Source organism: Streptomyces glaucescens, from assembly GCF_000761215.1.
Classification (GTDB): domain Bacteria; phylum Actinomycetota; class Actinomycetes; order Streptomycetales; family Streptomycetaceae; genus Streptomyces; species Streptomyces glaucescens_B.
This window is the reverse complement of the sequence record NZ_CP009438.1, coordinates 3,675,001-3,691,408: the sequence shown is the minus strand read 5'-3', so window position 1 is coordinate 3,691,408 and position 16,408 is coordinate 3,675,001. Positions and strand designations below refer to the sequence as shown.

The window sequence follows — 16,408 nt, the reverse complement described above, 5'->3', positions numbered from 1 at the left end:
GGACCCTAACGAGGGACGGAGCCGCCCGCGGTGGATCAGGCGTCGGCGGGGGGCTGAGCTGACGTTGTGTGTGGTACGCGGCGGAAGAGCAGGTCGTTCACGACATGACCCTTGTCCAGTCCCTGGCCCTCGAAACGGGTCAGCGGACGGAACTCGGGACGGGGCGCGAACCCCCCGTCGGCCTGGGTGTTCTCGAAGTCCGGGTGCGCGGTGAGGACGTCGAGCATCTGCTCCGCGTACGGCTCCCAGTCGGTGGCGCAGTGCAGGATCGCACCGGGCCGCAGCCGGGTCGCGGCGAGGCTCAGGAACTCCGGCTGGATGAGCCGCCGCTTGTGGTGGCGCTTCTTCGGCCAGGGGTCCGGGAAGAACACCCGCAGGCCGTTCAGCGCGTCCGGGGCCAGCATCTCGCGGAGCAGGATGATGGCGTCGCCGTTGCCGACCCGGATGTTGGTCAGGCCGCCCCGGTCGGCGAGGTTCAGCAGATTGCCCTGGCCGGGGGTGTGCACGTCCACCGCGAGGATGTTGGTCGCGGGGTCGGCGGCGGCCATCTGGGCGGTGGCCTCGCCCATGCCGAAGCCGATCTCCAGGACGACCGGGTTGTCGTTGCCGAACAGCTCGGCGAGGTCGATCACCCGCCCGCCGTCGATGTCGAACCCCCACTTCGGCCACAGCCGCCGCAGCGCGTCCGCCTGCCCGGCGGTCACCCGGCTGCGCCGCGGCTGGAAACTGCGGATCCGCCGCTCGAAGTGCGACCCCGCGGGATCGGCCTGCGGCCCCTCGGGGAACCGGGGCGCGCCCTGGGGGCGGCCGGGGTGGCGGGACGCGGCGGAGTTCAGGGAGTCAGACACAGTGGGTCCGAGTTTACGGGCTGCCGGGCGGCCGCGGGCAGTCGCGCCGCCACCGGACGGCGGACGGTGGTCGCGCCACCGGGCTGCGGGCGGTCGTGCGGCGCGGCGGCGGGGTTCCCCTCGGGCGCGGCCGGGACCGCGTCCCCGCTCACCCGTCCGCCAGCACATCCAGCACCCTCCGCGCCACCTCCCGCCCGATGGGCAGCGACGCCGTCGCCGCCGGAGACGGCGCGTTCAGCACGTGCACCGCCCGCGCCCCCTCGCGGATCAGGAAGTCGTCCACCAGCGTCCCGTCCCGCAGCACCGCCTGCGCCCGCACCCCGGCGGCCGCCGGCTCGAGGTCCGCCTCGGTCACCGCGGGCAGCAGTCTTCGCACGGCCTCGGTGAACGCCCCCTTGGACACCGACCGCCGCAGCTCCCCCGCTCCGTACCACCAGTGCCGGCGTGCGAGCTGCCAGGCGCCGGGCCAGCTCAGGGTGCGGCCGAGCTCGCCGGGCCGGACGACATTCCAGCCGTACCCCTCGCGGGCCAGTGCGGGCACCGCGTTGGGCCCGATGTGGACGCCGCCGTCGACGCCCCGGGTGAGGTGGACGCCGAGGAAGGGGAAGGCCGGGTCGGGCACCGGGTAGACCAGCCCGTTGACCAGCTCCGGCCGCCGCAGGTGGTAGTACTCCCCGCGGAAGGGGACGATCCGCATCCCGGGGTCGTCGCCGGTCAGCCGCGCGACCTCGTCGCAGTACAGCCCGGCGCAGTTCACCAGCATCCGGGCCCGCACGACCGCCCCGTCGGCCGTCTCCACGGCCACGCCCAGCTCGGGGCGGCGGTCCACCCGTACGACCCGGGCCCCGTAGCGGATCTCCGCGCCGGAGGCGGCGGCCAGGCGGCCGGCGACGCCGACGTAGTCGCAGATGCCGGTGGTGCCGACGTGTATGGCGGCCAGGCCGCGCACCTGCGGCTCGTACTCGGCGATCTGGGCCGCGCCCAGCTCGCGCACCGGGATGCCGTTCTCCCGGCCGCGCTGCACCAGGGCGTGCAGGCGGGGCAGCTCGGCCCGCTCGGTGGCGACGATCAGCTTGCCGGTGACGGCGTGCGCGATGTCGTACTCGGCGCAGAACTTGACCATCTCCGCGGCGCCGCGGACCGCGTACCGGGCCTTGAGGGAGCCGGGGCGGTAGTAGATGCCGCTGTGGATGACGCCGCTGTTGCGGCCGGTCTGGTGGCGGGCGGGGCCCGGTTCCTTCTCCAGGACCATGACCCGCGTGCCCGGCGCCCGGCGCGTGATCGCGTACGCCGTCGACAGGCCGACGATCCCGCCGCCGATCACCAGCACGTCGCAGTCGTGGGCGATCTTCCGCACCTGCTCCACCTCCCGGTTCCGATAGTGCACTGCGCCACTGACAATGCCCTCAAACCCGGGAGGCGGCCGTCGTCGGGCCCGGACACGGATCCGCCCGGGAGTCACCTGTGGATCATGCCGGGGTCACGCCGGGGCCCTGAGCAGCGGGCGGGCGCGCTCGCGCAGCTCCACGACGCGCGGCTCGTCGCCGTACGGCTCCAGGCGGTGCAGCAGGTCCCGCACGTACTCCGTGGTCCGCGCGGACGATATCCGGCCGGCGACCTCCACCGCGCGGACGCCCTGCGCGCAGGCCGCGTCCAGATTGCCGGACTCCAGTTCGGCGACCGCGCCGACGAGCAGCCGCAGCCCGTGCGAGCGGACGAACTCCTCGGTGGGCTGCGAGAGGGCCTGCTCGGTGAAGCGGCGGACCTGGCGGGGCGCCTTCAGGTCGCGGTAGCACTCGGCCGCGTCGGCGGCGAAGCGGTCGTAGGAGTAGAAGGCGAGCCAGGACGGGTCGTGGTCGCCGGGCCGGGCGCGCTCCAGCCAGCTCTCGGCGGCCTTCAGGGCCGCGCCGGCCGCCTGGGCGTCTCCCGCGCGCGCGTGGGCCCGCGCCTCGACCAGCCGGAAGAAACTCATGGTGCGGGCCGTGGCCAGTCCCCGGTTGCGTTCCAGGGCGGCCTGCGCGAGGTCCACGCCCTCGTCGCCGAAGCCCCGGTAGGTGGCCTGGAGCGACATCGACGCCAGGACGTAGCCGCCCAGGGGGACGTCCGCCGCCGCGCGGGCCAGGCGCAGGGCCTGGATGTAGTAGCGCTGGGCGGCCTCCTGCTGGCCGGTGTCGAAGGCCATCCAGCCCGCGAGCCGGGTGAGTTCGGCGCTGGCCCCGAACAGGGCGCGGCCGACCTCGTCGGAGTAGGAGCCCAGCAGGAGCGGGGCGGCCTCGACGCGCAGGCACTCGGGGACCATGGAGGAACGCCAGTCCCCGCCGCCGTACTTGGAGTCCCAGCGCCGGGCGTCCTCGGCGGCCTCGCGGAGTTTGCGCACATCGCTGTGGCCGACTTTGATCGGTGCGCCGGAGCCCTCCGCGGGGCTCCCCTCGCGCGCCACCGAACTGTCGGCCGGGGTTATCAGCCACCGCGAGGCGGGCGTCGCGTAGGCGCTCACCGCGAACGAGCCGGCGAGGGACTGCCAGATGCCGCCGGAGCCGGCGCGGCGCCCGGCGAGGTCGAGGCGGTACAGCTCGGTCGCGGACCTCACCGCCTGGCCGACGTCCCGGGGGAAGGCGAGTCCGACCTCCGGCGCGGGGTCCGCGTCGGCGAGGCCGATCTCGTGCAGCGGCACCGGCCGGCCCAGCTTCTGGCCGATGGCCGCCGCGATGAGGTGCGGTGCGGCGCCCTGCGGGACCATGCCCTTGGACACCCAGCGGGCCACCGACGTCTTGTCGTACCGGAGCGTCAGCCCGCGCTGCGCGCCCAGGTCGTTGACGCGTCGTGCGAGTCCCGCGTTGCTGATTCCCGCGAGGGCGAGAACGGCGCCGAGTTTCTCGTTCGGCCCGCGTTGCTCCCTGGACATGCGCCACCCCTCGACACAGACGGCTGCCGCGATGGCATAACCACGCGGCATTCGTAAACCCAGCGTAGTTCGCCGCATCCCAAGCGTTAAGGGGCATAGTTCCGGTTGGCGGGATTGTGGTCCGTACGGCAGTACGGGTCCTTTACGCACCGTTGCGGCGTGCTCCCGGTGTGTGGCCGTGCGCCCGGCCGTGCGCTCTTCTCCGGCCACGTGGGGAGCGGTTCCATGGCTTTCGCGTGGGTCGGCCCGCTGGACTGCCGGTGGGCTGGGGGACACCGCCGCCTCACATCCCCGCGGGCGGCGGTCCGGCCCGGGGGGCGAGTCCCGTTTCCCGGGCCGTGCGCCCGTTCGGTGATGCGCAGAGCCTGTACGGAGCGTGCACGGCGCGGGCGGCGAGAGTGTTTCGTGGTCTTGGAATGGCCGAAAGCCGCCCCCGTGGTCGCACCGTGAAGTCCCCCTGGAAGCCGTGGCGTTGGAGAGCGCGTCGCGAGCGTGGAGGGCCGCTGGGCGCGTCCCGGGTGGGACGGAGGCGCGTTCGGCCGGCGGGATCGCGCAACACCCCTGAGCGGAGCGGACGTTGCCGCCATGGGGACTTTGCCCGGGGCGCATGCCAGAGCGCGTGGGGCGCATTCACGGGGGCGTCAGCGGCTCCGCCGACGCTCCCCGGCGCGTCTCTCGTGGCAGCATGGTGACCGGTTCCTGCGGTGCACTGGTTGTCCACAGCTCGTGGAGGCGTCGATGCGGTGGTTGGTGGGGTGGAGCAGCACCGCCGCGGGCGCCGCGGGCCCCGGCACGGCGGGCGCCACCGGATACGACGGTGAGACCCTCCACCCCGTCGGCTCCCAGCTCCTGTGGGGCGACCCCGACCCGCTGTGGGCGGTCGGCGACTGGCGCCCCGACGAGGTGCGCGTGGTCACCGCCGACCCGCAGACCCGGATCGCCGTCCTCGGCACCTGCGGCGCCAGCGACGAACAACTGCGGGTCGGGCTCTTCGCGGCGCGCGGCGGCGCACTGCGGCACCTGACCGCCTGGCCGGGCAGCTACACGGCGGTCGTCCAGGTCGGGCGCCGCGTCACCGTCTGCGGCGACCTCGCGGGCGCCCGTCCCGTCTTCCACGCCCCCTGGGCCGGCGGCACCGCCTACGCCACGGCCGCGCTCCCCCTCGCCGACCTCATCGAGGCCAACCTCGACTTCGGCCACCTCGCCGCGCTGCTGGCCGCCCCGGACGTACCGGCCGCGGTGCAGGAGTCCACCCCCTACGACGGCGTACGGCGCATCCCCCCGGGGCACGCGCTGATCCTGCGCGCCGGGGCCCGCGAGATCGCCGGGTACGAACAGGTCGCCTCCCTCGCGGTGGCCGCGCCGCCCGCCGACCCCGACCGCGCCGTGGACGCCGTACGGGACGCGCTGGTGGAGGCGGTGCGGACCCGGCTGTCCGCGCCCCGGCACGTCCCCGGCTCCGGCATCGACCCCGGGCCCGTCCCCGGCATGGGCCCCGCGGAACGGCGCGCCGCGCGCGGGATGCCGGTACCGGGCATCGGCGCCGACCTCTCCGGCGGACCCGCCTCGGCGACCCTCGCCCTGCTCGCCGCGGGCCTGCCCGGCATGCCGGGCACCGTCCTCGGACACGGCACCGGCGCCGGGGAACGGCTGCTCGCCGTCACCTTCAACGACCTGGCCGTCGGCGGCCGGGAGGCCGAACTGGAACGGGCCGGCGCGCTCGCCGCCGGGCCCCGGCTGCACCACGTCGTGGTCGCCGGCGGCGAGGAGACCCTGCCGTACGCCGACCTGGACGGCCCGCTGACCGACGAACCCAGCTCCTGCCTGGTGACCGCCGCCCGGCACCGCGCCCGGCTCGCCGCGGGCAGCGCCGACCACCTCACCGGCTACGGCGCCCGCCAGGTCCTCGACGCCCACCCGGCCCGGCTCGCCGACCTCCTGATGGACCGCAGGCGCCGGCACCTGGTGCGCCCGGTGGCCGCCCTCGCGAAGGCGGACGGCTCGGTACTGGTCCCCGCGCGCGTGTACGCCGCGGCCCGCCGCCTCGCCCGGACGCCCTACCGCGCGGGCGTCGAAAACCTCGCCGGGCAGCTCATGGAGCGCTGCTTCGAGGAACCCGGGGGCGCCACCGGGGCATCCCTCGCGGCGCTCACCTGGGCCAGACCCGGACCCGCCGCGCGCTGGCTCACCGGGGAGGCACTGGCAGAAGTATCGGTTCGGCTCCAGACCGCGATCCAGCGGGCCGCCGTCGGCCCCGACCGCCGCCCCGGCGACTTCCGCGCCCGCGCGGCCCTCGCCCGCACCGCCGCCGACGTCCGCGTCCTCGAACAGGCCGCCGAGATCCGCTTCCAGCGCCTGCACACCCCCTTCCTGGACAACCAGGTCGTCCGCGCCTGCCGCGAGCTGCCCGAGGCGCTGCGCGTGCAGCCGGGGGCGCGCGCCGCCATCCTGCGCACCGTGCTGACCGGCGCCGGGGTCACCGAACTGCCGGCCGGCTGGGGCGCCACCTCCCAGGCCCCGGCGGTGGCCGCCGCCCGCACCGGGCTGCGCGCCGCGACCGGCTCCCTGATGGCCCTGTTCGACACCCCGCTGCTGGCGCAGGCGGGCCTGGTCGAGGCCCGCGTCGTCCGCAAGGCGGTGCGCCGCGCCGCCGAGGGCGAGCCCCTGCCCCTGGACGGCCTCGCCGACCTGGTCTCCCTGGAGCTCTGGCTCCGCCGCCTCCTCGCCCGCCGCGGCACCTGCTGGACCGGTACCCCCGCCCGCGCGCGTGCGGTCCCGGCGGGGATCGTCCCGCAGCGCGGGGCGCTGGGGGCGGGGGCCACGGTACGGCGGGCGTGACCGGCCCTGCGCGCGTGCGCCCGCGCCCGCGGCCCGGCCCCTGCCCCGCGCGCCGCCGGGCGAGGAGTGCGCCCGGGAGCCGCCCGGACCGCGACGGGGCCCCGCCGAAGTCACCGTGAGCAGACGAACCTGGACTCCGCCCAGTCCGCTGCCGCCACGCCGTCGAGGGGGCGGTGGGGCTCGACCACCAGCCGCACGGTCTCCCGGCCGGTCAGGTCCACCCGCACCGGTACGGCCGGGTCGCCGCCCGCGACCAGCGCGGACTTCCACAGCGGCACACCGTCGGCGTGGACCGAGAAGTACACCTCGCCGAGCTTGTGCGTCAGGTCGTCGATGCCGGCCAGCGCCTCGAACGCGCTGCACCCACGGTCGAGGCCGACGGTGACGGAGGAGCGGCCCTGCACGGTGACCCCGCGCGCGTAGGACGTCCCGCCGATCGACAGCCCCTGCCGCTGCCACACCCAGTCGCTCTCTCCGAACCGCATCTCGGGCCCGCTGCCGTCGCCGGCGATGTCGTACGACAGCTCGCTCCACTGGTGGACGACCGGCGCGGGCGGGTCGGTGGGTGCCGGGGCGGGCGTGCGGGTGGGGACGGGGGCGGGCGTGGACGCGGGCGGCGGGGGCGTCGAGGCCGGCGCCGGGGTCGGGGCGGGGGACGGTTCGCGGGGTGCGGCGGTACGCGTGGGGGCCGGCGGCGGGCCGGTGCGGGGCGCGGCGACCGGGGCGGGGTCCGGGGCCGGGACGGTCACCGGGAGCCGCGGTGCGGGGCGCTTCGTCGGCGGGACCGGTGCCGGGGACGGTGGTGGCTGCCGGTGCGCCGGTGCGGAGACGGGCGGCTTGGCCACCGGCTCGCCGGGGGCGCTGTCGTCACCGACGAGAGCGAGCGCGACGGCCGCGGCGGCCACCGCCACCACCCCGGCGGCGACACCGGCCTTCACCGGCGCGCCGACGCCCTCGGCGACGGCCCCGCCCGCGCCGCCGGACGTCGCCGTGCCGCCGGACGTGCCGCCCGCCGCCGCGGCGCCCGCGGTTCCGGCACCGCCCGCGACGAACCCGGCCGCCTTGGCGTACCCGGCGGCACCGAACCAGCCGATGACGGCCACCGGCACCACCGCGGGAATCCCGCCGGCGACCTCCTCGATCTGGGTGGCCGCCAGCCGGCACCTGGCACACTCCGCCAGGTGCTTGCGCAGGCCCCGCTCCGCGCGGGTGCGCAGTTTGCGGCGGGCGTAGGTGCCGAGCCGGTCGGCGTAGCGGGCGCACTCCTCGTCGGTGGCGAGCGAGACGCTGACATGGGCCTGGAGGTAGGCCTGCCTCAGTCCTTCGCGGGCGCGGCTGGCGAGCACGCGGGTGCCGTTGGCGTCGAGCCCGAAGAGCGTGGCGACCTCGCTCGGCGACTCGTCCTCGACCTCGGTGTGCCACAGCACGGCCTGCCAGCGCTCGGGCAGGGAACGGAACGCCCGCATGGCCAGGGACTGTTCGGCCTCGTGCATGGCCCGCACGTCGGCACCCACCTCGACGGTTCCGGCGTCGGGCACCCCGGACGCCCTCGCGGCCCGGGAGGCGAACAGCGCGAAGTCGTCGACGAGCTGCTCGCGCTTGGCGGTGCCGGCCCAGCCGGCGGCGACCCGGCGGACGCTGGTCAGCAGGTAGGCGCGGACGGCGTGCTCGGGCCCCGAGCCGCCGCGCACCGCCTGGAGCATCCGGGCGAACACCTCGGCGGTGAGGTCGTCGGCGGTGTGGACGTCACGGCAGCAGGTGCGCGCGTAACGGCGTACGGCGTCCGCGTGACGGCGGTACAGCTCCTCGTACGCGGTGTCGTCGCCGGACCGCATCCGGCCGACGAGTTCGGCGTCGGAGGGCGGCAGTCCGGGCGGTGGCGGCAGGATCCCGCTGTCGTCGCGCCGGTCGCGCTGCGCCGGCACGGCCCCCGCCGGGGGAAGGCCCGAGGGGTGACCTGCCGACGGGCGGCCAGTCGACGGGGGGCGTGACGGCGGGAGAGCTGCCGAGGGGTGGCCAGCCGAGGGGTGACCTGCCGACGGGTTGCCCGTCGCCGGGTGGCCTGATCGCGGGCGGTCGGCGCGGCCGCCCCGGCCGGGCACCTGGGGTGGAATCCGGCCGTCGGCCTCCGGGTCGCCGTCGTCCGCTGACTCGTCCCGCCCGTCAACGCTCATCGCGGAAAGCCCCCGCCGCCAGCCCGACCCGTCCCGACCACCGGGTCAGAGTGCCACACCGGTTCCCGGCGGCGCCCCGGCAGCGCTCGTCATCCACTCGTCCGAGGGGACGTGCCACGGCCCGGCACCGGCCGTCACCCGTTCGAGGGCCTCGACCGCCGTCACGGAAGCCGCCGTTCGGTCGGTGCGGCCGGCCGCGAGGAACCGGAGCCGCCCGCACCGGACGCACGGAGGAACGAGAAAGGGCGCGGGCACCACGGCACCCACGCCCCTCACCTCGTCGAGCCGACGGAGGCGGCCGTCACACCGGCCGCGACCGCAGCCCCTCCAGCAGGATGTCGAGCAGCCGCGCCGAGGCCGCCGCCTGCTGCGCCGCGTCCGGCAGCGAGGGTGCCGCCGTCGCGATCACCAGCAGGACGTCCGACACCGACACGTCCGGCCGCAGCTCGCCCGCCGCGCGGGCCCGCTCCACGAGCTGGCCCACCACGTCGAGCAGCGCCGCCGCGCCCGCGTCGTCCACGGCGGCCGACTGCTCCGGCACCAGCCGCAGCTCGCCGCCGCCCGGCTGGGTCCGCTGCTGCGGGACCCGCGCCTCGTCCGGCCCCGCGCCGCCGTCCTCCGCGACGCCGACCCGCAGCACCTGAGGCGGCAGCAGCCGCCCGGCGCCCGAGGCCACCGACGTCCGCAGGAAGCGGGACAGGGCCGACCACGGCTCGTCCTCCTGCCCGAGCGCCGCCCGTGCCTGGTCGGTCAGCCGGGAGGTCTCCTCCTCGGCTATCCGCCGGACCAGGACGTCCTTGCTCGGGAAGCGCCGGTACACCGTGCCGACGCCCACCCGGGCGCGCCGCGCCACGTCCTCCATCGGCGCGCCGTAACCCAGCTCGCCGAAGACCTCGCGCGCCGCGCGCAGTACGTGCTCGAGATTGCGCTGTGCGTCCACGCGCAGCGGTGTGGTCCGCGCACCGTCCCCGCGTCCGTTGCCCACCGCCGCTCCGACCGCGCCGCCGGGTGCGATGGCCGACGCGGAAGACCAACGAGAGTCCTGAATGTGCATAAGAAATCCCCCGGTAATGACGTCTCCCCCCGGAGACTCTCCCCGCCATTGGCTGCCGGAGCGGCGGGCGGAACCGGCTCGTGTCCCGAGCCAGCCGGTCGAGCCCGCCCGTCGCGGACCCGAGAGGCAGCACCCCCCTACACCCCGTCGAGAGACGAACATAGTTGAGAGACAGTCAATTCAGAAGGGGCAGGTTCCGCACGGAGCGCCCCCCGATCGGAGCACGGGTCGTATACGTCCCGATTACATCCCCCCGGGTCACCCCCCTCTCGCGCCCTGACCAGGGGCGCTTCCCCGCACACCGGTGATTCGGCCAACCCCGCGCGTACCGGCCGCGCCGTCACACAAATTGCCGGGGCTGTGGACAAACGCAGGCGCCGGGTGCGTCATGGGATGGTGAAGGAACGTGCGCGCATTCTCGTTGTCGGCGGCGGCTACGTCGGGATGTACACGGCCCTGCGCCTCCAGCGGAACCTGAGACGGGAACTGCGCCGGGGCGAGGCGGAGATCACGGTCGTCACCCCGGAGCCGTACATGACGTACCAGCCGTTCCTGCCCGAAGCGGCCGCCGGCTCCCTCTCCCCCCGCCACGTCGTCGTCCCGCTGCGCCGCGTCCTGCCGCACTGCCGGGTCGTCGTCGGCGAGGCGCGGTCCGTCCGCCACGCCGAGCGCACCGCCACCATCACCACCCTCGCCACCGAGGAACGGGGCGCGCCCCCCGAGGAACTGCCCTACGACGAACTGGTCCTCGCCCCCGGCTCCGTCTCGCGCACGCTCCCCGTCCCCGGCCTCGCCGACCACGGCATCGGCTTCAAGACCGTCGAGGAGGCCATCGGGCTGCGCAACCACGTCATCGAGCAGATGGACATCGCCTCCTCCACCCGCGACCCGGCGATCCGCGACGCCGCCCTCACCTTCGTCTTCGTCGGCGGCGGCTACGCCGGCGTGGAGGCGCTCGGCGAGCTGGAGGACATGGCCCGCTACACCGCGCGGTACTACCACAACCTCACCCCCGACGACCTGAAGTGGATCCTCGTCGAGGCCTCGGACCGCATCCTGCCGGAGGTCGGCGAGGAGATGGGCCGCTACACGGTCACCGAACTGCGCCGCCGCAACGTCCAGGTCCTCCTCGGCACCCGCCTGGAGTCCTGCGCCGACCGGATCGCCGTGCTCAGCGACGGCCAGCGGTTCCCGACCCGCACGGTCGTCTGGACGGCCGGCGTCAAACCGCACCCGGTCCTCGACGCCACCGACCTGCCCCGCACCGAGCGCGGCCGGCTGCGCTGCACCGCAGAACTGACCGTCGAGGGCCACGCGCACGCGTGGGCGGCGGGCGACGCCGCCGCCGTCCCCGACGTCACCGCCCCGGGCACCGACTGCGCCCCCAACGCCCAGCACGCCGTCCGCCAGGCCCGGGTCCTCGGCGACAACATCGCGCGCTCCCTACGCGGGGAGCCCCTGCGGACGTACTCCCACCGGTACGCCGGCTCCGTCGCCTCCCTCGGCCTGCACAAGGGCGTCGCCCACGTCTACGGGCGCAAGCTCAAGGGCTACCCCGCCTGGTTCATGCACCGCGCGTACCACCTCAGCCGCGTCCCCACCTTCAACCGCAAGGCACGGGTCCTGGCCGAATGGGCCCTCGCGGGCCTCTTCAAACGGGAGATCGTCTCGCTCGGTTCACTCGAACACCCACGAGCGGAGTTCGAACTCGCGGCCGGGGGAAAACCTCCGCACGACCCGAAGGGGTCGTCCTGACCGAAGCCAGGAACTCCGCGGGCCGTCGCGGCGTCTGACGGATGTCGGTCCGGCCCGTCACACTGCCAGACTGGTCCACGCCGACAGGGCGGGCGTCCGCCCACCCTGCCCGCCGAACCCACGAGGCTTACCCAGTGCTGCACTTCCCGGGGGCGGTGGCCCCCCGCGGTCACCACCGCGCCGCCCCCGAAGGACCGGGCCGGGCCCGGAGCCGGCCGACGACGACGACACGAGGCAAGGATTCGTGAACTTCACGCGCTGGAGCGCCCGGCTCCCCGGAACGCAGCGCCGCGCCGCAGCGCGGTCCGAACCCACGGCCGCCCCGGACCGGCGGGGCGAGGGCCGGGGCGCCGTCCCCGCGGCCCGCGCCGAGCACCTCACCGACGAGCCGCCGGTCCCCGCCGTCGACGAGCTGCCGGGGCGCGAGGTCCTGGACCGGGTGCCCGCCCTGGTCGCCCTCGTCCACGGCACCGACCACCGGCTGGCGTACGTCAACGAGGCCTACGCCGCCGCCTTCGGGGCCCGCCCGCCCGGCGCTCCCGCCCGCGACGCCCTGCCCGAACTGCGGGAGCTGGGCCTGCTGCCGCTGCTCGACCAGGTCCTGCGCAGCGGCAAGCCCCGGACCCTGAAGTCCCGCAAGGCCGTCGACGGCCGCTCCTACACCTTCACCTGCACCCCGGCCGTCCGCGAGGGCGACCGCAGCGGTGGCGGGGTGCTCGTCTTCGCCACCGACGTCACCGACCACGCGGAGGCCGCGGAACGCCTGCGGGCCAGCGAACGCCGCCAGCGCGAGACCGCCGTCACCCTCCAGCGCTCCCTGCTCCCCCAGGAACTCGAGGAGCCGGACGACCTGCGCATCGCCGCCACCTACCACCCGGGCGGCACCGAGGCGGCCGTCGGCGGCGACTGGTACGACGTGATCACCCTCGGCGGCGGCCGCACCGCCCTCGTCATCGGCGACGTCATGGGCCGCGGCGTCCGCGCGGCAGCCGTCATGGGCCAGCTGCGCACCGCGGTACGCGCCTACGCCCGCCTGGACCTGCCCCCGCACGAGGTCCTGCAGCTCCTCGACGGCCTCGCCACCGAGATCGACGCCCACCAGATCGCCACCTGCGTCTACGCCGTCCACGACCCCAACGAGGGCCGGCTGGTCTATGCGTCGGCCGGCCACCTGCCGATCCTGGTCCGCGACGAGAGCGGCACCGTGCGGCGCGCCGACGAACCCACCGGCCCGCCGCTCGGCACCGGCGGCTGGATGCACTCCTCGGGCTCCATCGCCCTGGGCCCCGGCTCCACCGCCGTCCTCTACACGGACGGCCTGGTCGAACGGCGCGACGCCGACCTGGACGAGGGCATCGCCGCCCTGGAACGCGCCCTGGCCGGTGCCACCGGCACCCCCCAGGTGGTCTGCGACCGACTGGTCCGGTCCGCCGGCGTCACCGCCGACCACGACGACGACGTGGCCGTCCTCGTCCTCCAGCACCCGGCCCGCACGGGCCCGGCCGCCGAGCTCTTCCGCAACGCCGCGCTGGAACTGCTCGGCGGCATCGAGGCGGCCCCCCGCGCCCGGGCCTTCGCCTCCGGCGTCCTCACCAGCTGGCGCTTCCCGGCGGACCTGCACGACCTGGGCGTCCTGGCCGCCAGCGAACTGGTCGCCAACTCGCTCCAGCACGGCACCCCGCCCATGCGCCTGCGCCTGCGCCGCACCGACCGCCGTCTGATCATCGAGGTCACCGACGGAGACGACCACCTCCCCCGCCGCCGTCGCGCGGAGCCCGGTGACGAGTCCGGCCGGGGCATCGCCATCGTCGCGACCATCGCCTCGAACTGGGGCTGCCGCCGGACCCCGGGCGGCGGCAAGGCGGTGTGGTGCGAGTTCGCCCTGCCGAGGGGTGAGAAGAAGGCGAAGGGCTGAGCGGACGGGGGAGGACCAGGAGCAGAGGACGGGGCGGTGAGAGGCCGAGGGGGTGAGAAGGCCGCACCCCCTCCGCGGGGTCACGCCTCGGCGGACACCGGCTCCGCAGCGGGCCCACCGCGGGCGATGACCCGGTTGCGGGCCCGCCACGGCTGGTCCTGCGCCTCGGTCAGCCGGCGGCCCAGGCGTATCGCCAGGACGCTGATGCCGAGCGAGAACAGCAGGAACGTCACGATGTACGGCCCGTGCAGCGAGGCCCCCATGGGCCCGCCCACCGCGGGACCGACCGCCAGCGCCAGCTGCTTCACCAGGGCGAACGCCGAGTTGTACTGCCCGGCCAGCCCCTCCGGCGCCAGATCGGCGACCAGCGGGGCCACGGTCGGGGACAGCATCGCCTCACCCAGCCCGAACAGCGCGTACGTCGACACGAACGCGGCCGTGGCCATCTCCTCGCTGCCGTGCCCCAGCCCCGCGTACCCGGCCGCCAGCCAGGCCACGGCCCAGATCAGCCCGACGGCGGCGATCACCCGGGAACGACGCCGCCGCTCCACGAACCGCAGTACGGCGAACTGGGCGACGACGATCATCGCGGTGTTGGCGGCCAGCGCCGTCCCGAGCGTGGACGTCGATATCCCGGCGGCCTCCACGCCGTACGCGCTGAGCCCCGACTCGAACTGCCCGTAGCAGGCGAAGAACAGCACGAAGCCGAGCACGGACAGCTGCACCATCGCGCGGTTGCCCAGGAGCTGCTTCCAGCCGCCCTTGGCGGACTGCGCCGGAGCGCCCTCGATCCGCGGCGAGTGCGGCATCCGCACCGTCGCCATCACCACGACGAGCAGCAGGAACATCGCCGCCTCGATCGCGAAGAGCAGGGTGAACGACGAGACCCGCGTGGTGTCGACGAGGTGGCCGCCGATCAGACCACCGACGCCCAGGCCGAGGTTCTGCAGGAAGAACTGCATCGCGAACGCCCGCGACCGCGTCTCCGCCGACGAGCAGTCCACGATCATCGTCGCCAGCGCCGGCTGCATCACGGCCTGCCCGGCCCCGAGGAGCGCGGCCGTCAGCAGCACGGTGACCGCGCCGCCCGCGAGGCCGAGCCCCAGCGCCCCTACGGCGGCCGTGACCAGGGCGGTCTGCAGCACCGGAAGCGGGCCCTGCCGCACGATCGCCCGGCCGGCGAACGGCAGCACCATCAGCGCCGCCACGGCGAAGACGGCGAGCACCATCCCCGCCGTCACCGCACCGAGCCCTCGCACCTGCGCCACATAGACGTACAGGTAGGGGACGGTGAAGCCGAGCCCGAACGCGCTGAGTGCGTTGCCCACGTGGATCCGGCGCATCGCAGCGCCCATCGCCCTGGTCACGTTCACCTCTCTCGAGTAGCAGGAAACATTAGGAGTGAAGGCTTCAAGCCTAAACTTCGAAGCTAAAGAGTACATGCCGAAGGACTTCGATGCCAAGCGGTTCCGTGCGATACTCGGCTCATGGGCGACACCCCCGGCGTCAGCGAGCCGACCCTCGAAGAGCAGATCGCCGCCTACCAGCGCGAGTTCCAGGACCTCGACCCCCAGGTCGAGAAGATCGTTTCGGCCTTGTCCCGGCTGAACCGCCGCATGAACGTCGCCTACGGCCGCCAGACCGCCGCCCTCGGCATCAGCAACGCCGAGTGGGAGGTCCTCAAGGCCCTCGTCCTCTCGGGCGCCCCGTACCGCATGGGTCCGGGCGACCTGGCCAAGCGCCTCGGTCTCACCCCGGCCGCCATGACCCACCGGATCGACCGCATGGTCACCGAGGGCCTGGTCACCCGGGAGAGGGACGAGAACAACCGCGTACGGGTGATCGTGGAGCTGACGCCCGAGGGCCGGGAGAAGTGGCTGGAGGCCATGCGTCTCGCCACCGTCTTCGAGGAGGACCTGCTCCAGGACCTCACGCCCGTGGAGCGCGGCGTCCTCGGCGAGGTCCTGACCCGGCTGCTGCGCCGGGTGGAGCACGCCCAGCCGGACGCCGGCGGACGCCTCTCCGACCTGGACTGACCCGGTCACCGGGCGGACGCAAAAGATCTTGACAGGGACCGCTTGACACCCCCCTGCCGGATCCGTAAGGTTCTTCGGGTTGTCACGGAGCCGGAACGGTTCTGCGATGGCACTTCCGCCGCGCGAGCGGCACTCAAACCACCAGCACGATCTCCCGACGGGGTTGATTTCGGCGTGCCCGAATTCAATTCGATTCGGGGTGCGGCGGCCCGATTGGGAATCGCCGACAGGATCCGCTAAAGTTTGAGACGTCGGAACGGCCCAACGGCCGCGAGGACAAGCCCCGCTGACTGGGGGTCAGGCCCGAAAGGATCTGATAGAGTCGGAACCGCCGGAAAGGGAAACGCGGAAGCGGGAACCTGGAAAGCACCGAGGAAATCGGATCGGAAAAAGATCTGATAGAGTCGGAAACGCAAGACCGAAGGGAAGCGCCCGGAGGAAAGCCCGAGAGGGTGAGTACAAAGGAAGCGTCCGTTCCTTGAGAACTCAACAGCGTGCCAAAAGTCAACGCCAGATATGTTGATACCCCGTCCATCGGACAACCGATGGTCGAGGTTCCTTTGAAAAAAACACAGCGAGGACGCTGTGTGCGAGGGGACTATTCCTCCTCTCGCACCGCTCTCGTGGTGTCGACCGGAGTACCGGTAAACATTCACGGAGAGTTTGATCCTGGCTCAGGACGAACGCTGGCGGCGTGCTTAACACATGCAAGTCGAACGATGAACCACTTCGGTGGGGATTAGTGGCGAACGGGTGAGTAACACGTGGGCAATCTGCCCTGCACTCTGGGACAAGCCCTGGAAACGGGGTCTAATACCGGATACTGATTGTCTTGGGCATCCTTGATGATCGAAAGCTCCGGCGGTGCAGGATGAGCCCGCGG

10 protein-coding genes and 1 rRNA gene (1 of these 11 cut by a window edge) are annotated in these 16,408 nt (G+C 74.3%); 5 read left to right on the top strand and 6 right to left on the bottom strand.

Going from position 1 to position 16,408, the window contains the following annotated elements; genetic code table 11:
- Positions 1-35: 35 nt before the first annotated feature.
- The 3 genes from trmB to SGLAU_RS15940 form a co-directional block, all read right to left on the bottom strand.
- Positions 36-848 carry a tRNA (guanosine(46)-N7)-methyltransferase TrmB gene (gene trmB / locus SGLAU_RS15950; RefSeq protein ID WP_052413773.1) on the bottom strand — a complete coding sequence of 271 codons (813 nt, stop codon included), beginning with the start codon at positions 846-848 and terminating at the stop codon, positions 36-38.
- A gap of 148 nt (positions 849-996) precedes the next feature.
- The gene (gene lhgO, locus SGLAU_RS15945; protein ID WP_244315218.1) at positions 997-2,235 is read right to left on the bottom strand and encodes an L-2-hydroxyglutarate oxidase; all 1,239 of its coding nucleotides are present in this window, start codon (positions 2,233-2,235) and stop codon (positions 997-999) included.
- Between the two features lie 93 nt (positions 2,236-2,328).
- On the bottom strand, positions 2,329-3,753 hold the full coding sequence (locus tag SGLAU_RS15940) for a hypothetical protein (RefSeq protein WP_043502141.1): 1,425 nt from the start codon (positions 3,751-3,753) through the stop codon (positions 2,329-2,331).
- A 738-nt stretch (positions 3,754-4,491) separates the two neighbouring features.
- On the opposite strand from SGLAU_RS15940, the gene SGLAU_RS15935 reads away from it, so the two are divergent.
- Positions 4,492-6,591, top strand: coding sequence for an asparagine synthase-related protein (locus tag SGLAU_RS15935; protein ID WP_043502139.1), 2,100 nt, complete (start codon positions 4,492-4,494; stop codon positions 6,589-6,591).
- A 110-nt stretch (positions 6,592-6,701) separates the two neighbouring features.
- Here the strand turns inward: SGLAU_RS15935 and SGLAU_RS15930 are convergent, their stop codons facing one another.
- Positions 6,702-8,765: a sigma-70 family RNA polymerase sigma factor gene (locus tag SGLAU_RS15930; RefSeq protein WP_043502138.1), complete on the bottom strand. Its 2,064-nt coding sequence runs from the start codon at positions 8,763-8,765 to the stop codon at positions 6,702-6,704.
- 301 nt (positions 8,766-9,066) lie between these two features.
- Positions 9,067-9,819 carry a TetR/AcrR family transcriptional regulator gene (locus SGLAU_RS15925; RefSeq protein ID WP_043502137.1) on the bottom strand — a complete coding sequence of 251 codons (753 nt, stop codon included), beginning with the start codon at positions 9,817-9,819 and terminating at the stop codon, positions 9,067-9,069.
- A gap of 393 nt (positions 9,820-10,212) precedes the next feature.
- Between SGLAU_RS15925 and SGLAU_RS15920 the strand changes: the two genes are divergently transcribed.
- Entirely contained in the window at positions 10,213-11,574 is a 1,362-nt protein-coding gene (locus SGLAU_RS15920) for an NAD(P)/FAD-dependent oxidoreductase (RefSeq protein WP_043502135.1), read from the top strand.
- A 244-nt stretch (positions 11,575-11,818) separates the two neighbouring features.
- Positions 11,819-13,489 (top strand): SpoIIE family protein phosphatase, encoded by a 1,671-nt coding sequence (locus tag SGLAU_RS15915; RefSeq protein ID WP_043502134.1) that lies wholly within the window; start codon positions 11,819-11,821, stop codon positions 13,487-13,489.
- An 80-nt stretch (positions 13,490-13,569) separates the two neighbouring features.
- Here SGLAU_RS15915 and SGLAU_RS15910 read toward each other — a convergent pair whose 3' ends face one another.
- Positions 13,570-14,844 (bottom strand): MFS transporter, encoded by a 1,275-nt coding sequence (locus SGLAU_RS15910; protein ID WP_208868993.1) that lies wholly within the window; start codon positions 14,842-14,844, stop codon positions 13,570-13,572.
- Between the two features lie 132 nt (positions 14,845-14,976).
- Here SGLAU_RS15910 and SGLAU_RS15905 point away from each other — a divergent pair, with 132 nt between their 5' ends.
- Together SGLAU_RS15905 and SGLAU_RS15900 are read left to right on the top strand one after the other, a co-directional pair.
- Positions 14,977-15,525, top strand: a complete 549-nt coding sequence (locus SGLAU_RS15905; RefSeq protein ID WP_043502130.1) for a MarR family winged helix-turn-helix transcriptional regulator — start codon at positions 14,977-14,979, stop codon at positions 15,523-15,525.
- Between the two features lie 651 nt (positions 15,526-16,176).
- Positions 16,177-16,408: ribosomal RNA gene (locus tag SGLAU_RS15900) — 16S ribosomal RNA — on the top strand; it runs 1,294 nt beyond the window's last position.

Bases quoted from the DNA above. Each gene is read 5' to 3' on its own strand.
- SGLAU_RS15920 (WP_043502135.1), top strand. From the start codon at position 10,213: ATGGTGAAGGAACGTGCGCGCATTCTCGTTGTCGGCGGCGGCTACGTC.
- SGLAU_RS15925 (WP_043502137.1), bottom strand. From the start codon at position 9,819: ATGCACATTCAGGACTCTCGTTGGTCTTCCGCGTCGGCCATCGCACCC.
- SGLAU_RS15910 (WP_208868993.1), bottom strand. From the start codon at position 14,844: ATGGGCGCTGCGATGCGCCGGATCCACGTGGGCAACGCACTCAGCGCG.
- SGLAU_RS15905 (WP_043502130.1), top strand. From the start codon at position 14,977: ATGGGCGACACCCCCGGCGTCAGCGAGCCGACCCTCGAAGAGCAGATC.
- SGLAU_RS15940 (WP_043502141.1), bottom strand. From the start codon at position 3,753: ATGTCCAGGGAGCAACGCGGGCCGAACGAGAAACTCGGCGCCGTTCTC.
- SGLAU_RS15930 (WP_043502138.1), bottom strand. From the start codon at position 8,765: ATGAGCGTTGACGGGCGGGACGAGTCAGCGGACGACGGCGACCCGGAG.
- SGLAU_RS15935 (WP_043502139.1), top strand. From the start codon at position 4,492: ATGCGGTGGTTGGTGGGGTGGAGCAGCACCGCCGCGGGCGCCGCGGGC.